The sequence below is a fragment of the Halopenitus salinus genome (genome assembly GCF_055397165.1).
In genome coordinates, this window is sequence record NZ_AP043853.1 from 1,827,813 (window position 1) to 1,842,940 (window position 15,128).

Annotated in this window: 15 protein-coding genes and 1 other RNA gene; 9 read left to right on the plus strand and 7 right to left on the minus strand. The window is 68.8% G+C overall.

What is annotated here, in order from left to right; genetic code table 11:
* Positions 1-12 precede the first annotated feature (12 nt).
* The gene (thiM, locus tag ACZ5YD_RS10905) at positions 13-888 is read right to left on the minus strand and encodes a hydroxyethylthiazole kinase (protein ID WP_379743147.1); all 876 of its coding nucleotides are present in this window, start codon (positions 886-888) and stop codon (positions 13-15) included.
* Positions 878-1,516 (minus strand): thiamine phosphate synthase, encoded by a 639-nt coding sequence (thiE, locus tag ACZ5YD_RS10910; RefSeq protein WP_379743144.1) that lies wholly within the window; start codon positions 1,514-1,516, stop codon positions 878-880. Before thiE ends, thiM begins: the two co-directional genes overlap by 11 nt.
* A gap of 26 nt (positions 1,517-1,542) precedes the next feature.
* On the opposite strand from thiE, the gene ACZ5YD_RS10915 reads away from it, so the two are divergent.
* Positions 1,543-2,145: a hypothetical protein gene (locus ACZ5YD_RS10915; RefSeq protein ID WP_379743141.1), complete on the plus strand. Its 603-nt coding sequence runs from the start codon at positions 1,543-1,545 to the stop codon at positions 2,143-2,145.
* A 30-nt stretch (positions 2,146-2,175) separates the two neighbouring features.
* On the opposite strand, the gene ACZ5YD_RS10920 is transcribed toward ACZ5YD_RS10915, so the two are convergent.
* On the minus strand, positions 2,176-2,838 hold the full coding sequence (locus tag ACZ5YD_RS10920; RefSeq protein WP_379743138.1) for a metalloregulator ArsR/SmtB family transcription factor: 663 nt from the start codon (positions 2,836-2,838) through the stop codon (positions 2,176-2,178).
* Positions 2,839-3,024: 186 nt separating this feature from the next.
* Between ACZ5YD_RS10920 and ACZ5YD_RS10925 the strand changes: the two genes are divergently transcribed.
* Positions 3,025-4,167: a CBS domain-containing protein gene (locus tag ACZ5YD_RS10925; protein ID WP_379743135.1), complete on the plus strand. Its 1,143-nt coding sequence runs from the start codon at positions 3,025-3,027 to the stop codon at positions 4,165-4,167.
* Positions 4,168-4,305: 138 nt separating this feature from the next.
* Here the strand turns inward: ACZ5YD_RS10925 and radB are convergent, their stop codons facing one another.
* Positions 4,306-5,016, minus strand: coding sequence for a DNA repair and recombination protein RadB (gene radB / locus ACZ5YD_RS10930; protein ID WP_379743132.1), 711 nt, complete (start codon positions 5,014-5,016; stop codon positions 4,306-4,308).
* 104 nt (positions 5,017-5,120) lie between these two features.
* On the opposite strand from radB, the gene ACZ5YD_RS10935 reads away from it, so the two are divergent.
* The 4 genes from ACZ5YD_RS10935 to ACZ5YD_RS10950 all read left to right on the plus strand — a co-directional run bounded on the left by ACZ5YD_RS10935 (position 5,121) and on the right by ACZ5YD_RS10950 (position 8,281).
* Complete coding sequence (locus ACZ5YD_RS10935; protein WP_379743129.1) at positions 5,121-5,522, plus strand: nuclear transport factor 2 family protein; 402 nt, start codon at positions 5,121-5,123, stop codon at positions 5,520-5,522.
* 131 nt (positions 5,523-5,653) lie between these two features.
* Positions 5,654-6,949, plus strand: a complete 1,296-nt coding sequence (locus tag ACZ5YD_RS10940) for a TIGR00341 family protein (RefSeq protein WP_379743126.1) — start codon at positions 5,654-5,656, stop codon at positions 6,947-6,949.
* A 59-nt stretch (positions 6,950-7,008) separates the two neighbouring features.
* A complete protein-coding gene (locus ACZ5YD_RS10945) occupies positions 7,009-7,761 on the plus strand; it encodes an SIMPL domain-containing protein (RefSeq protein WP_379743123.1) in 753 nt (250 codons plus the stop codon).
* Positions 7,762-7,858: 97 nt separating this feature from the next.
* A complete protein-coding gene (locus ACZ5YD_RS10950) occupies positions 7,859-8,281 on the plus strand; it encodes a MoaD/ThiS family protein (protein ID WP_379743120.1) in 423 nt (140 codons plus the stop codon).
* 101 nt (positions 8,282-8,382) lie between these two features.
* Here the strand turns inward: ACZ5YD_RS10950 and ACZ5YD_RS10955 are convergent, their stop codons facing one another.
* Together ACZ5YD_RS10955 and rnpB are read right to left on the minus strand one after the other, a co-directional pair.
* On the minus strand, positions 8,383-9,351 hold the full coding sequence (locus ACZ5YD_RS10955; protein WP_379743117.1) for an NOG1 family protein: 969 nt from the start codon (positions 9,349-9,351) through the stop codon (positions 8,383-8,385).
* A 122-nt stretch (positions 9,352-9,473) separates the two neighbouring features.
* Positions 9,474-9,920: RNase P RNA component (rnpB, locus tag ACZ5YD_RS10960), an RNA gene on the minus strand.
* 159 nt (positions 9,921-10,079) lie between these two features.
* On the opposite strand from rnpB, the gene ACZ5YD_RS10965 reads away from it, so the two are divergent.
* From ACZ5YD_RS10965 to ACZ5YD_RS10975, 3 genes are all read left to right on the plus strand, one after another.
* Complete coding sequence (locus tag ACZ5YD_RS10965) at positions 10,080-11,627, plus strand: molybdopterin-dependent oxidoreductase (protein ID WP_379743114.1); 1,548 nt, start codon at positions 10,080-10,082, stop codon at positions 11,625-11,627.
* Between the two features lie 94 nt (positions 11,628-11,721).
* Positions 11,722-12,648 (plus strand): protein translocase subunit SecF, encoded by a 927-nt coding sequence (gene secF / locus ACZ5YD_RS10970; RefSeq protein ID WP_379743111.1) that lies wholly within the window; start codon positions 11,722-11,724, stop codon positions 12,646-12,648.
* Positions 12,645-14,258: a preprotein translocase subunit SecD gene (locus ACZ5YD_RS10975; RefSeq protein WP_379743108.1), complete on the plus strand. Its 1,614-nt coding sequence runs from the start codon at positions 12,645-12,647 to the stop codon at positions 14,256-14,258. The genes secF and ACZ5YD_RS10975 overlap by 4 nt, the downstream gene beginning before the upstream one ends.
* Positions 14,259-14,348: 90 nt before the next feature.
* Here ACZ5YD_RS10975 and rnhB read toward each other — a convergent pair whose 3' ends face one another.
* Complete coding sequence (rnhB, locus tag ACZ5YD_RS10980; RefSeq protein WP_379743105.1) at positions 14,349-15,068, minus strand: ribonuclease HII; 720 nt, start codon at positions 15,066-15,068, stop codon at positions 14,349-14,351.
* Positions 15,069-15,128: the final 60 nt, after the last annotated feature.

The window sequence follows — 15,128 nt, forward strand, 5'->3', positions numbered from 1 at the left end:
TCGGTCGACGTCTCATTCCCGGTCGAGGGCCCGGATCCGGTCCCGCACCGGGAGCGTGGGCCGCTCCCGCGCGAGCGCGGCGACGGCGTCAATGAACGCGGTGCGATAGCTGGCCGGACCGGCGACCCCGGGCGCGTCGGCCGCGCGCTCGCCCGCGAACCCGAAGGCGATGACCGCGAGGATCGCGGCGTCCGTCGCGGTCGCCGGCGGCGCGTCCCCGTCGCCGAGGGTCGACGCGAAGGTCGCGAGCGTGCTCCCGAGCATGCAGCCGCTCCCGACGAACGTCCCCATACGCTCGTCCCCGACGGCGAGCTCGTAGGCGCGCTCCGCGGTCGCGACGACGTCCGTCTCGCCGGAGGCGACGACGACGGCGCCGGTCTCGTCGGCCAGCGCCCGCGCGGCGGGACCGATGGAGTCGTGTTCGCCGACCGACTCGACCCCGCGGACGCTCGCCGCCTCGCCCGCCAACCCGGCGATTTCGCCGCGGTTGCCCTTGATGACCGCGACGTCGACGGCCTCGAGGATCCGGTCGACCGCCGAGACGCGAAACGAGGTCGCCCCGTATCCGACCGGATCGAGCACGACCGGCGCGCCCACGTCGTTGGCGCTCTCGCCGGCGGCGATCATCGCACCGACGTCCTCCTCCGTCATCCGGCCCGTGTTACACAGCACGGCGTCGGCGCCGGCGGCCATCTCGCCGGCCTCCGCGGGCGCGTCGGCCATGACGGGCAGCCCGTTCCAACAGAGCGTGACGTTCGCCGTCTCGCTCATCGTCACCTCGTTCGTGAGGTGGTGGACGAGCGGCTCCGAATCGGCGATCGAAGCGAGGGTGTCGGCGAGCGCGTCGCCCGTGATACCCTCGGGAGTCAGGGAGTCCTCACGCGGCATCGACCACGACCTCCCGCAGTCGCCTCGCCGCGGCCTCGGGGTCGTCCGCCGCCGTGATCGCGGAGATGACCGCCACGCCGGTCGCACCGGCCTCGATCACGGCGCCCGCGTTGTTCGCGTCGATGCCGCCGATCCCGACCACGGGGATCTCGACCGCCGCCGCGATCTCCCGGATCCGGTCCGTGCCGATCCCGTCCTTGGCCGCCTCGACGTCCTTCGAGGCGGTTCCGTAGACCGCGCCGACGCCGAGGTAGTCGGCACCGGCCGCCTCGGCGATCTCGGCCTCCCGCACCGTCGACGTCGAACACCCGACGATCGCCCCCTCGCCGAGCTGCTCGCGAGCGACTTGGATCGGGAGGTCGGTCTGTCCGAGGTGAACTCCGTCGGCGTCGACGGCCGCCGCCAGGTCGATCCGGTCGTTGACGATCAACGCCGCGGCCGCCGACCCCGTGAGCTCCCGGAGCCGCTCGCCCAGCCGGTAGCGTTCCCGTGCGCTGCGGTCCTTCTCGCGCAGTTGGACGGCGTCGACCCCGCCGGCGAGCGCCGCCTCGACCACCGCCTCCGTTCCGCGACCGGCCGAGCGGTCCTGCTGGGTGACGAGGTAGGTCCGCCAGTCTCGTGGTTCCATCGCCCGAGCATACAGGACGACCCGTAATGGCGATTCCGGCCGCGGATCCTGGCTTCGCGGGACCGGCGACGGGATCCCGGCACAAGACCCAAGCGTTGTCGGACCGATCCTCGAACATGGACACCTCCATCGACGCGGACCTGGCCTCCGAGTCGGGTTCCGCGGGCGGCTCCGCTCGAGGATCCGGTTCCGTCGACGGGTCCGGCTCCGACGACCGCCCGATCGTCGGCGTGGACGGGCGGGCGTTCTCCGTGCGTGCGTTCGCGATCGCGTTCGTGTCGGTCGCTGCCGGCGGATTTCTCGGTGGAGCCCTCCTCGGGATCGTCCCGCTCGTCGGAGGGACCCTCGGAAATGCGCTCGGGATCGTCGCCGCCGCGTTCCTCGTCGGCGCGGTCGGTGCCGACCGGCGGTACGTTGAGACCGGGCTGGCCGGCGCGGGGATCGGGACGGCGAGCGCGCTCGCCGGGCTCGTCTCGGTCGGCGTCCTCCCCGTCGGCATCCAGTTCCTCCGCGAGTACGGATTCGGCGTGGCGGCCTTCGGCGCGGCCGTCGGGCTCGCCTTGACGCTCGTCGGGTACTACTTCGGACGCGACCTTCGGGACGGACTGACGCGCAACATCGACCGATAGCGAGCCGACGTTCCTCGTTCGATCGCCCGTCTACCGGACCACGAATCGGCCGTTCTCACGCTCGAGGAACCCGGCGTCGTCGAGTCGTGAGAGCGCTCGTTCGACGGACTCGTTCGAGCCCTGTACCCCGGCGGCGATCGCCTCCGGCGACCCGTCCGTCTCGACGACGGCCGCGAGTATCTCCGCGTAAAATCGGCTGTCGGCCTCCGGGCCGAACCGCTCGTCGATCCGCGAGAGGACGTCCTCCATCCGTCCGTGGACCCACCGCTGGGCGAGGGACAGCTCGCGGTCGAGCTCCTGGAGACGTCCGAACTCCCCGGCGAGTTCCGACAGATCGTCGGTATCGCTCTCGTTCGCCGTTTCCACCTCGATGGAGAGATGCGGACATCGGCCGGTCATGTCTAGTCCCGGACTCGCCGGATACGCGCTCTTGGCGCCGAATCCGTACGGGGAGACGCTCACCTCGAGCCGAAGGCTCCGGGAGATGCGGAAGTACTTGCGGCGCGTCCCGTCGGTCGTCGACTCGATGAGGCCGGCCTCCTCGAGCTTTCGGAGGTGGTCGATGACCGCCTTCGGGCTAACGCCCAGGTACTCGGAGATCTCCGTCACGTAACAGGACTTGTGCGAGAGCAGACGGAGGATGCGCCGTCGATTCTCGTTGCCGAGGAGATCGAGCAGCACCGCGGAGTCCATTGACGTGAGGTTAGCGACAGAGACGTATAACCTTGGCTCACCACGCGCTCGGCGAACGAGGTGCCGTTCGCCGGCCGTCTCGTCGCCTTGGGAACGAGGTGCCGTTCGCCGGCCGTCTCGTCGCCTCGAGTCGAGACGATGCCCGTACTTTCAATACCGTTCCGGCTGTAGGTTCGGATTAGGCCCATGAACATCGATGATATCGCGGTGCCGGAGTACGTCGAGGTCGACGTCGACGAGCGTCTCGCAAAGGTCCGCTCCCTCTTCGACCGGGAGAACCCGAAGGGGGTAATCGTCACCGAAGACGGCGAGTACGCGGGCGTCGTCGGCGAGAAACAGCTGATCCGGTCGCGGATGGGCGACGACACGAAGGTCTCCGTGGTGATGAAGCCCGCCCCGGAGATCGATCGCCACGAGGACGTCCGGGAGGCGGCCCGGCTGCTCATCGAGGGCAACGTGAAGATCGCCCCGGTCTACGAGGGCGAGAAGCTCTACGGGATCATCACGGAGGACGGGATCCTCGAGGCCGTCATCGACAGCTTCGATGCGAACACCGTCGACCAGGTGTACACCGCGGACGTCGTCACCATCGGCGAGAAGGAACACGTCGGACAGGCGATAAACCGGCTCCGCAAACACGGCATCTCCCGGCTGCCGGTCAAAAACGAGAACGGGGCGCTTTCCGGGATCGTCACGACCAACGACATCGTCGACTTCGTCGTGCGCGACCAGGACCGCCAGGGCAGCGGCGACCGCGCGGGCGACATCGACCGGATGCTCGATCTCCCCATCTACGACCTGATGTCGAGCCCCACGCTCACCGTCCGCCCCGACGAGACGACGAAGGTGGCCTTGGAGCGCATGTTCGACAACGACATCGCCGGTCTCGTCGTCACCCCGGCGGACGACGAGGACGCCGTCGAGGGGATCATCACCAAGACCGACATCCTCCGGTCGCTCACCTTCACCGAGGAGGAGTCGATGGACGTCCAGATCACGAACATCGAGCTGCTCGATACGATCTCGCGCACCCACGTCATCGAGTCGATCCAGGAGGTCACGAACAAGTACGGCCGGATGCAGGTCCTTCACGCGCACGTTCGCCTGCACGAACACAAGGAGAAGCTCCGGGGCACCCCGCTCATCCAGTGTCAGATCCGGCTCCGCACCAACAAGGGCCAGGTCATGGGAACCGGCGAGGGATACGGCGCCGAACACGCCTTCCACGTCGCGCTCGACAAGCTCGAGCGGAACGTCCTCGAGATGAAGGGCGTCAACGCCGACGAGAAGTACCGCGGACAGCTCCTCCGCAAGCTCGGCGAGCTGTGAGCGGTCGCTCCCGCATCGCCCCCGATCGGCTCTCGGCCGCCTGAACGACGTCGTCCGTCCCTCTTCGTCGTCCGTTCTTTTCGTTCGTCGATCCCCTCCGATCCTACCGATCCCTCACAGCCCGTTCCCATCGATCCCTCACAGTCCGTCCATTCCGGGGCCTCCGTCCGTCCCCTCGATGCCCGACCCGGTGATCCGGAACGTCGCCTGATCGCCGGCCGCTCGCGACCGGTGTTTCTCGAGTGTCGCGCGACGGTTCCCGCCACGGAACCGGTCGAGTCGCAGTATCACCCCGGTCCAGTGTTCGAGCGTGTTCCCGCCGAGCGGCCGCGTTCTATCGCTTTCCGGGTCGGTGTACACCTGGTTGGTGGCGACCACGGCCAGGTCGTGTCGCCGCGCGAGCGAGAGGAGGTGGGTGATCTGGTCGGCGATCGTTCTGAGCGCCTCGCCGCCCTCGACGTCCGCCGCGCGCTCGATCCGGTAGAACCCGGTGGCGGAGTCGAGCACGATCAGATCCGCCTCCGGCGCGAACTCGGCGGCGTCCCGAACCGCCTCCGCCTGGTCGTCGAAGTCGTACGCCTCCGTGATGATCAGTCGCGAGGCCACGGACTCCACGTCGCCGTCGGTTTGTACCTCCGCGATCTGACGAAACCGCTCGATCGACAGCCCCTCGGTGTCTATGTACAGGACGGTCCCGCCTCCGCTCGCCACCTGCACGGCCGCCGACAGCGCGAGGTTGGTCTTTCCGGCCGCCGGCGGACCGTACAACTGGGTGACGACGCCGCGGTCGAACCCGCCGCCGAGCAGGTCGTCGAGCGGCTCACAGCCGATGGGGACGGGATCGCTCACTGGGCCGTCTTCGTCGTCATCGAGTAAAAACCGCGGGGATCGACGGTTCGGCCCCGCCGACCTCGACCCCCCACACGTTTCACTCCGGAGCGTCACCGTCGGGTATGGACGGTCGGAACCGCACGGAGGACCTCACGAATGCGGACCACGCCGACGCCGAACGGCTCGTTCGACGCTACTACGCGCACATCGACGCGGGCGACTACGAGGCGCTCGCGGCGCTTCTGGATCCGGCGTTCGTCCACGACCGGCCCGACCGAACGCTCGACGGCCGCGATCGTTTCGTCGCGTTCATGCGCGATGAGCGGCCGATGACCGACACCGAACACGTCGTGGACGCGGTCTACGCGAACGGTTCGGACCGTGCCGCACGCGGCCGCCTCCTCGATGCCGACGGGGAGGTGCTGTTCGCGTTCCTCGACGTCTTCTCGATCGGCACAGACCGGATCGAGTCGCTTCGAACGTACACGGGGGACGACGAGCCGGCGGACGCGACGAATCGGTGATCTGCCGTCGATGGGCCCGACGAATCGGTGATCTGCCACCCGGGATCGACCGGCGGTTCGCTGGACGCGTCGATCAGTGAGCCGGTGGATCACCCCCGGGTTTTTATCCCTTGGCGCGCCCACCCGGTACCGTGCGACTCGTACAGGTGATGATCCCGGCGGGCAAGCGGGCCGCGGTCGTCGATGCCCTCGACGAGGAGGGGATCGACTACGTCGTGACGGACGAGACGAGCGGCCGGAAGTACACGGGCGTCGTCTCCTTTCCCCTGCCGACGTCGGCCGTCGAGCCCGTCCTCGAGCGGCTCCGCGAGGCCGGGATCGACGAGGGGACCTACACCGTGATCGTCGAGGCGGAGACGGTCATCTCGCGCCGATTCGAGCAGCTGGAGGAGGACTACGCCGAGGAGGCGGAACACGGCGAGGACCGGATCGCAAAGGAGGAGCTCCAGGCCAAAGCGAAGGACCTGGTCTCGGGTATTCGGACCTACGTCCTCATGACCGTCATCTCCGCGGTCATCGCGACCGCCGGCCTGCTCCTCGACTCGCCGGCGACGGTCGTCGGATCGATGGTGATCGCGCCGCTCATCGGGCCGGCGATGTCCGCCGCGGTCGGCACCGTCGTGGACGACGACGAGCTGTTCGCGCGGGGCATCCGCCTGCAAGTGCTCGGCATCGCGCTCGCCGTCGCCTCCGCGGCCGCCTTCGCCGCTGCACTCCGAACCCTCAACCTCGTTCCACCTGGAATGGATCCCCTCGCCCTCGCGGAGGTGTCCGAGCGTCTCGCCCCGAACGTCCTCGCGCTCGCGGTGGCGATCGGCGCCGGCATCGCCGGCATCGTCTCGTTGATGACGGGCGTTTCCTCCGCGCTGGTCGGCGTGATGATCGCGGTGGCGTTGATCCCGCCCGCCGCCGCCGTGGGGATCGGGATCGCCTTCGGAATCCCCCGGCTGGCGCTCGGGTCGGGCGTGCTCGTGTCCGTCAACGTCCTCTCGATCAACCTGGCCGCGCTCGTCGTGTTGTGGTACGAGGGCTACCGACCCGATTCGTGGTTTCGGGAGGCGGAGGCTCGCTCGGCAGTCCTCACGCGCGTCGCGGTCCTGCTCGCCGCGATCGCCGTGCTTTCGGTGTTCCTCGGCGGGGTCACCTACGACTCCTACACCGCGGCGACGACCGAACAGGACATCCGCAACGCGGTGGAGACCGAACTCGAACTCGCCGAGTCGGAACTCGAACTGCTCGAGCTCGAGATCCACAGAACCGGGCGAATACCGCCCCTGCGGACCGAACGCGTGGTGATAACCGTCGGTTCCGAGCCGGGGTCGACGGTCTCCGGGCTCGCGGACCGCCTCGACGCACGGATCGAGCCCATCGTCGACGGGCCCGTCGACGTGGAGGTCCGCATCCTCACCGTCGAGCAGTCCGGGTGAGACAAGCCGCTCTTTGTGCCACCGCTGGCTTAAGGACTTCACCCGTCCTACGGAGCCGTATGGATAGACGACTCATCGGCGCGCTCGCCATCGTCGCGGTCGTGCTGCTCGCCGGCTGTGCCGGCGTCGCCGGCAGTTCCGACGCCCCGGGCGAGACCGAACCCGAACGAACCGTCGAGGTGACCGCGAGCGGCGAGGCGACGGCCGAACCGGATCGTGCGACCGTCACGGTCGCGGTCGAGGCGCGCGGCGACTCGCCACAGGCAGTCCGCGAGGAGCTCGCGAGCGACGACGAATCGCTTCGGGCAGCACTCGCGGACTGGGGCCTCGATGACGACCAGATCCGGACGACCCGATACGACGTCCGCGAGGAACGTCCCTACCCCGAGGAGGAGCGGAACGAGTCCAGCCAGTACGTCGGCGTCCACCAGTACGAACTCGAGATCCACGACGTCGACGCCGTCGGCGAGGTCATCGACGTCTCGATCGGCGCCGGCGCCGACCGCGTCCAGCGCGTCCAGTTCGGACTGAGCGACGAGCGCGAGTCCGAACTTCGGACGACCGCCTTCGAGAACGCGGTCGAGAACGCCGACGCGAACGCGCGAACCCTCGCGAACAGCACCGGCCTGGAGATCGTCGACGTCTACACGATCTCCACGACGAACCACCACGTCTCGCCGTACCGGGCCGAGCCCACGGTCGCTGAGGATGCCGGGAACGGGGGTGGCGGCGTTCCGACCACGATCGAAAGCGGCGACGTGACCGTCGACGTCGAGGTCCACGTGGTCTTCGAGGCGGAGTCCGGGTCCTGATCGAATCCTCTGGGGCCTGATCGGGCCCTCGTGTCGAATCCCGGTGTTCGAACATGTTCGCCAACGAGGGTAACCGGACGGCCCTCCTACGATCGATATGCACGCGACGAGCGACGAGCAGGCACGTCCGACGGGCGAGGCCGAGGAACGGTCCGCGGAGACGACGGTGACGGTCCGGTGTACCGGCCACGTCCGAACGGAGCTCGGCCGATCCGAGTTCACCTACACCTTCGAGGGCGACACGCTGCGCGAGTTCCTCGACGCGCTCTTCGAGGAACACCCCGAGCTCCAGGAGCTCCTGATCGCGGAGTCGGAGGACGAGTCGACCGCCCACGGGTGGGCGCCCGCCCCCGAGGAGCTGCCGGGCACGTGGCGGAAGAACCCCGTCGGCGAACAGACGGTGGCGTACGCACGGGTGCTCGTCAACGGGCGGTTCAACGAGAATCAGCGCGGGTTCGACACGAAACTGGAAGACGGCGATCGGGTCGCGCTGGTCTACCCGTTCATCTTCTGCTGTTGACGTTCATCCTCCGCTGTTGTTCGCTTCCGCTTCCTTGTTGTTCGCTCCCGATCCGGTGTTGATCGTGCCCGATTCCCGCCCGGCCCATCCCCGGTCGGCCGTCACTCCCGGGAGGGAAGCTCCGGCTCGTAGCCGACCGCCTCGACGGCCGCATCGAGGACGCCATCGACGTTCTCGTCCTCGGTGACGCTCATGTACGCGTCGGCCTCGACGTCCCGGGATCGGTCCGCCTTGTTGCAGACGGTGATGAGCGGAACCGACTCGTCGAACAGCGACCGCAGCTCCTCGCGCAACTCGAGTTGGACGCCGATCGGATACCCGCAGTCGCCGGAGGCGTCGACCACGAACAACACGCAGTCCGCGAGGTGCTCGAGCGCGGAGACGGCCTGCAGCTCGATGTCGTTGCGCTCGGCGAGCGGCCGGTCGAGCAGCCCGGGGGTATCGACGATCTGATAGCGGATGTGGTCGCGCTCGAAGTGGCCGATCTGCACGCCGCGGGTGGTGAAGGGGTACTCCGCGATCTCGTTCGACGCGCGGGTGACCCGGTTGACGAACGAGGACTTGCCGACGTTCGGATAGCCGGCGACGACGATCGCCGGCTCGTCGAGTCGGACGTCGGGAAGCGTCTTCAACTCGTCGCGCGCGTCGCCGATCGATCGCAGATCGTCGGCCACCTCCTCCGTGACGTCGGCCATTCGGGCGAACGCCTGTTTGCGGTGTTTCCGGGCCGTATCGACGTCGCTTTTCCGCAGCTTCGTCGTGTACTCGTCGCGGATCGATTCGATCTGGCGGCTCGCCCACATCACTTCCGAGAGCGACTGCCGGAGCGCGTCGACGTCGACGATCGCGTCGGCGAGTTCGTAGTAGAACGGATCGACGTCGTACTCGAAGTCCGGCCAGGAGGTGACCACGTTCGAGAGGTTGTCGGAGAGCACGTTCCCCGCCGTTCGCAGCATCGACTCCTGGGCCTCGTGGCCCGACTTCGCGCGCCCGGCGCGGGCCGCCCGCGAGAACGCCTTGTCGATGAGTTCCTCCGCGCGGGGGGTCGTCGGGAGGTCCTCGAAGATCATACGGTTCGTTGCGCACCGGCGCGTATAAGCCCGTTCGTTCGAGGAAACGTGGTCTCCTCGCGGAAACACACGATCTCGCCGGTGAACCCCGGATCGAGAGCCGCCGCTCGCGGTCGTGTTCGGACTGAGGGGAGTAAGCCCCCTTCCGTTCGACTCGACATTCGGCTGAGCGTCCACGCCGTGGCCGGACTACCTAGCGGCGCGGACTTGCACCGGCGAGGATTCGCCGTTCCATCCGTTCCTGCCCGTCCGCGGAGCGAGCACCGCGTATCCCTCACGGCAGGGCCGTTCGGGTTGGTCGCGGTGCGAGCACCGCGTATCCCTCACGGCAGGGCCGTTCGGGCTGTTTGCGCCACGTCGTGCCGCATGTCCCTCGGCGGGTTATCTCCCTTCCCTTGCGGGTCGGTTCGCACGCCTCATCGGTCGGGGCAGGGGGTCGCGTTTCTGTTCCAGAGCCAGCCGTCTCCGACTCCGGGCTTGTGCCCGGTCGCCCGTCCGGCCGGTGGGGGGACTTTCCTCATGCCGTGGACGGCGAGCCGTCCCGGCACGGGAGTCGAGCTCCCTCTGTCCGTCCGTCGGTAGGCGACCGGTCCCGATAAGGATTCCGTCGAGCGTTCGTTCGTCTCCCCGCTCGCCGTGGTATCCGGCATGGTACCGTGGAACATCGTTATCCCGTTGGACCCCGAACGGACCGACATGACCGTATCGATCCCCGGAACGTCACGACCGTGAGTCCATCGGACGCCTCGAAGTCGGGCGATTCTCGATCGAGATCGTCACGCCATCGACGCGCGTACGCCGGCGTCGCGATCGGCGCGGCGTGGATCTCCGGGACGTTCGCCGTCCAGCCGCTGGTCGGGGTGTTCGTCCCCGCCGCGCTCGCCGAGGGGATCATCGTCCGGTCTCCCGGCTGGCTGTCGACCATGGCGGTGAGCCTGCTCGGATTCGGGACAAAGCCGGCGCTCGTCGCCGGGGTCATCGCCGCCCTCCTGCTCGCGAGCGGGGTCGCCGGCGTCCTCCGACACCACGTGCCGATCGGTCCCTCGACGATGGCGTTCGTCGGGGCGGGCGTGACCGCCGGGTCGTTCCTCCTCGCCGGCGCGCCACTCTCCGCGGGCCTGCTTCTCTCGGTCGCCGTCGTGACCGCCGTGGCGGCCCTCGTGGCACAGTTGGTGCGGGCGCGACCCGATCTCCCGGGGCGGCGGCGGTTCGTTCGCCGCGTCGGATACGCGGGCGTCCTCGCGGGAGTCTCGACGGTCGGTCTTCGATGGCTCCTCGATCGTCTCGCACGGGGATCGGACCGGCTCGCCGGCGTTTCGGAGAGCGACCGGGTCGCGGAGCCGTTGGCGCGATCGACGTCCCCGCCGGAGGGCGATCCGGCGTTCGATTTCGAGGGGATGCCGGCCGCCGTCACGCCGCCCGAGGAGCACTACGTGGTCGACATCAACGTCGATCCGCCGAGGATCGACCCGGAGACGTGGACGCTCGACGTCGAGGGTGCGGTGGAGCGATCCTACTCCCTCTCCTACGACGAGCTGATCGGTCACGACGCGGCCGTCGATCGGACCGTGACGCTCGTGTGCGTCTCGAACGTCGTCGGCGGGGACCTGATCGGGACGGGACACTGGACGGGCGTTCCCCTCTCGGATCTCGTCGCCGCGGCGGGTCCCGCTTCCGACGCCGTCGACGTGGTGACCCACGCCGCGGACGGATACAGCGAGGCCATCCCGCTGGAGCGGGTCGAGCGCGAGGACGTCATGATCGCCTTCGGAATGGGCGGGCGGACCCTCGAGACCGAACACGGCTTCCCGGCCCGGCTGATCGTCCCCGGACGCTACGGGATGAAGATGACCAAGTGGATCGACCGTATCGAGGTTGTACCCGGCGATCACGAGGCCTACTGGGAGGCCCGCGGCTGGGACGAGGAGGCGGTCGTCAACACCACCTCCTACGTCCGCGGCGGCGTGCGGGATGGGGACGCCGTCATCATCGGGGGCGTCGCCTTCGGCGGTCTCGAGACCGGGATCGAGGAGATCGCTTCCGTCGAGGTCAGCGTCGACGGCGGCGAGACGTGGAGCGAGGCCGAACTGGAGCCGCAGCTCGCACCCCACGCGTGGCGTCGATGGCGCCACGAGTTCGCGGCCCCGGATCGAAGCGAGTTCGAGGTGGTGACGCGCTCGATCCGGCGTGACGGGACCGTCCAGACCGCCGAGGAGTCGAGCCCTCGACCGAGCGGCGCGACCGGGTGGCATCGAGAGACGATCGAGGTCTCCTGACCCGCGGACCGGAGGGCCGTCCGTGGCCCCTCGATACGAGCGAAGCCGCTCGATAAGAAGGCTTATTCGGCATGCAGCCGGACCCCGCAGACATATGGTAGCGATCGAGGTACCGGAGGTCGACTACACCGAGTACTCCAATCGCCAGCTCGTCGCGGTTCCCCTCGCGATCCTGGCGATAGCGCTTTTGATACTCGGCGGGTGGTACCTCGCGACGGGCGCCCCCGCCGACCTCGGCGTCGAGTTCACCGGCGGAGCCGAACTGCGGCTCTCCGTCAACGAGAGCGCGGACTTCGAGCCGGGAACGCCGGCGGCCCGCGGGACGCTCGAGGACCCGGAGACGTTCTCGGTCGAGCCGTCCTCGATCCAGTACGTGCCCGGCGACGAGACCTACGTCGTGACGTTCCGCCCCGACGCCCCCCCCGACGGTTCCGGGGAAAGCGGCGACTTCGGCTCCGTGGCCGGCGAGGCGCGTGACGTCGGATTCACCGTCGATGCCCAGGACCGGGTCTCCGCGAGCTTCGGTAGCGGCGTCCAGACGCAGGCGCTCGGCGGGCTCCTCGTCGCCTTCCTCGGCATGAGCGTGCTCGTCTTCGCGATGTTCCGGACGTTCGTTCCGTCCATCGCCGTCGTCCTCTCGGCCTTCTCGGATCTCGTGATCCCCGTGGCGGTCATGAACCTGCTGGGGATCGATATGACCCTCGGGACCGTCGCGGCGCTCTTGATGATCATCGGGTACTCCGTCGACTCCGACATCCTGTTGAACAACTCCGTGTTGCGCCGGACCGGCGGCTTCTACGAGTCGGTCAGCCGGGCGATGCGGACCGGCGTCACGATGACGATCACCTCCATCGCGGCGATGGCCGTGATGGCCGTCGTCGCGACCGTCTTCGGCGTCGACCTGCTCCGTGACATCGGAATCATTCTGGCGGTCGGGCTGTGTGCCGACCTGATGAACACCTACCTGCTCAACGTCTCGCTGCTTCGGTGGTACAAGTTCGAGGGGGTGTCCGATCGATGATCGACGCCGTCAAGAAGCACTGGCGGATCGGGCTGCTCGTCCTCGTTCTCCTCGCCTCCACGGTCGTGCTGTTCGCCCCGCAGTTCGCGCCCGACGCCGGCGCCGAGGGGATAGCCGCCGAGAACGACGCCGAGGCGCAGGGGTTGACGAACCTCCAGTTCGGCCTCGATCTCGACGGCGGAACGCGAATACGCGCCCCGCTCGTCGGCTACACCGCGATGGAGGTTCCCTTCGACGGCGCCGATCCGGCGACGGTCGCAAGCGAGGTCGCGGCCGAACTCCCCGAGACCACGAGCAGCGACGTCAACGCCGAGCTCCGGAGCCAGGAGGACGGCGGGTCCGGCGCGGTCGAGGTCACGGACCCAGACGTGAGCGAGGAACAGTTCGAGTCCGCGCTCGCGGCGGCCGGCTACGAACACGACGGGATCCGCGAGGGCGTCACCGAGGAGACCCGCGAGGCGACGATCAACGTCATCGAGGGGAAGATCAACGAGGCGGGCCTCTCGGGCGGCAGCGTCCGGGAGATCGTCGACGCCTCCGGCCGGTCGTTCGTGCTCATCGAGGTCCCCGGCGAGGACATCGAGAGCGTCACGAGCCTGATCGAGGAGCGCGGCACCGTCCGGATCGACATCTACGTCCCGGGCGGATCGGACGGGAACGGGACGGTCGAGCGGGGCGTGTTGACCCAGGACGACTTCGAGAACATCGGCACCGCGACCCGAACCGACCAGGGTGGCTCCTACGTGCCCGTTTCGGTGATCGACGACGCACCCGAGGGCGAGGAGTCGCCCGCCGAACGGCTCCAGCGAACCGTCCAGGAGGCCGACTCGGCGGCCGGCGGCGGCGACGACTGGACCTGTACGGAGGACTACACCGAGAGCTCCGACCCGTGTCTCCTGCTCGTCGTCGACGACGAGGTCGTCAACTCCTTCGGAATGGACGAAACACTGCTCGGGCCCATGCTTCGTGGGACCTGGGTGAACGATCCCGGATTCCGACTGACGACCGGCGCCGCCGAGGGCTCCTTCGAGCGCGCCCAGCAGATCTCCATCAACCTGCGGGCCGGCGCGCTGCCGGCCGAGCTGGGCGACGGCTCCGCCTCGTTCATCTCGCCGACCCAGGGCGAGCAGTTCAAGTTCTACTCGCTGATCGTCGGCGTCCTCTCCGTGTTCGCCGTGGCCGGGATGGTCTTCCTCCGCTACCGCGAGCCGAAGGTCGCCCTCCCGATGACGGTGACGGCGCTCTCCGAGGTGTACGCGCTCCTCGGCTTCGCCGCGCTCGTCGGGTATCCGCTGGATCTCGCGGTGATCGCCGGGTTCATCGCCGTGGTCGGGACCGGGGTCGACGACCTCGTCATCATCGCCGACGAGGTGATGAGCGAGGGCGAGGTCAACTCGCGGAAGGTCTTCGACTCGCGGTTCCGGCGTGCCTTCTGGGTGATCGGCGCCGCCGCCGCGACGACGATCATCGCGATGGCGCCGCTCATGGTGTTGAGCCTCGGCGACCTCTCCGGGTTCGCCATCTTCACCATCCTCGGCGTGCTCATCGGCGTGTTGATCACCCGGCCGGCCTACGGCGACATCCTCCGGACGCTCCTCACGGAGCGGTGACCCGGGCGGACCGCAGCGGCGGATCGCGTCGCTGATCCGTGTCGGTCGCCGCCTCCTCGTCGCCTCGTTCGCCACCACGCCGGCCGTCGCTCAGTTCCCGAAGTCCTCGAGTCCCGCCTGTTCGCGCTCCGCCAGAATCCGATCGCAGGTCGACCACGTTCGCCGCGTACACGCCGGAAACTCCCCCGTTTCGTCCACGTACGTCTCGAGGAACGCGCGCGTGTCGGGATCGCTCGGATAGCCGCTGCCGACCGGTCCGCGGTCCGGATGGGAGGCGTCGATCGCCGCCATCCGTCGGTCGCGTTCGACCTTCGCGAGGATCGAGGCCGCCCCGACGACCGGATCATCCTCGTCCGCGCCGTGGCGGGCGTCGACCTCGAGGGCAGGGACCGGACCCCGGAAGTCGGCGTCCTCGCGGAGCAGTCCCTCGGTCGCCTCCCGCAACCGACGGGCGAACCGGTCCTCGGAGACGTCACCCGCGTCGACGACCAGCCGGATCGCTTCGTCGTCCGAGCTCTCGCGATCGATCGAGTGCAGGGCCGCCGCGATCGCTCGCGCCTGCGCGGCGACGGTGAGCGAGTTCATGTCGGTCTCCGGGTCGTCGATCTCGGACGGTTCGACCGCTCCGACGCCGACGATCGTCCCGGAGTCGGACCGGATCCCCTCCGCGAGGTCCTCGCGACGGGCGGGCGCCAGCCGCTTCGAGTCGTCGATCCCCTCCGGCAGCCGATCCGGGTCGGCACGGACCGCGGCGGCGATCATCGGCCCGAGCACGGGACCCTTTCCGGCTTCGTCGGCGCCGACGTACATCACCCGGGTCGATCGGGCGCGGGCGACAAAGACGTTGCCGGTCGCGGGTGACGAAGCCCT

What these genes read in the sequence shown, in the direction of transcription:
- rnhB (WP_379743105.1), bottom strand. Translation starts at nt 15,068, where the DNA reads ATGTACGTCGGCGCCGACGAAGCCGGAAAGGGTCCCGTGCTCGGGCCG.
- secF (WP_379743111.1), top strand. Translation starts at nt 11,722, where the DNA reads ATGGTAGCGATCGAGGTACCGGAGGTCGACTACACCGAGTACTCCAAT.
- thiM (WP_379743147.1), bottom strand. Translation starts at nt 888, where the DNA reads ATGCCGCGTGAGGACTCCCTGACTCCCGAGGGTATCACGGGCGACGCG.
- ACZ5YD_RS10975 (WP_379743108.1), top strand. Translation starts at nt 12,645, where the DNA reads ATGATCGACGCCGTCAAGAAGCACTGGCGGATCGGGCTGCTCGTCCTC.
- ACZ5YD_RS10955 (WP_379743117.1), bottom strand. Translation starts at nt 9,351, where the DNA reads ATGATCTTCGAGGACCTCCCGACGACCCCCCGCGCGGAGGAACTCATC.
- ACZ5YD_RS10925 (WP_379743135.1), top strand. Translation starts at nt 3,025, where the DNA reads ATGAACATCGATGATATCGCGGTGCCGGAGTACGTCGAGGTCGACGTC.
- ACZ5YD_RS10945 (WP_379743123.1), top strand. Translation starts at nt 7,009, where the DNA reads ATGGATAGACGACTCATCGGCGCGCTCGCCATCGTCGCGGTCGTGCTG.
- ACZ5YD_RS10950 (WP_379743120.1), top strand. Translation starts at nt 7,859, where the DNA reads ATGCACGCGACGAGCGACGAGCAGGCACGTCCGACGGGCGAGGCCGAG.
- ACZ5YD_RS10920 (WP_379743138.1), bottom strand. Translation starts at nt 2,838, where the DNA reads ATGGACTCCGCGGTGCTGCTCGATCTCCTCGGCAACGAGAATCGACGG.
- ACZ5YD_RS10915 (WP_379743141.1), top strand. Translation starts at nt 1,543, where the DNA reads ATGGCGATTCCGGCCGCGGATCCTGGCTTCGCGGGACCGGCGACGGGA.
- ACZ5YD_RS10935 (WP_379743129.1), top strand. Translation starts at nt 5,121, where the DNA reads ATGGACGGTCGGAACCGCACGGAGGACCTCACGAATGCGGACCACGCC.
- thiE (WP_379743144.1), bottom strand. Translation starts at nt 1,516, where the DNA reads ATGGAACCACGAGACTGGCGGACCTACCTCGTCACCCAGCAGGACCGC.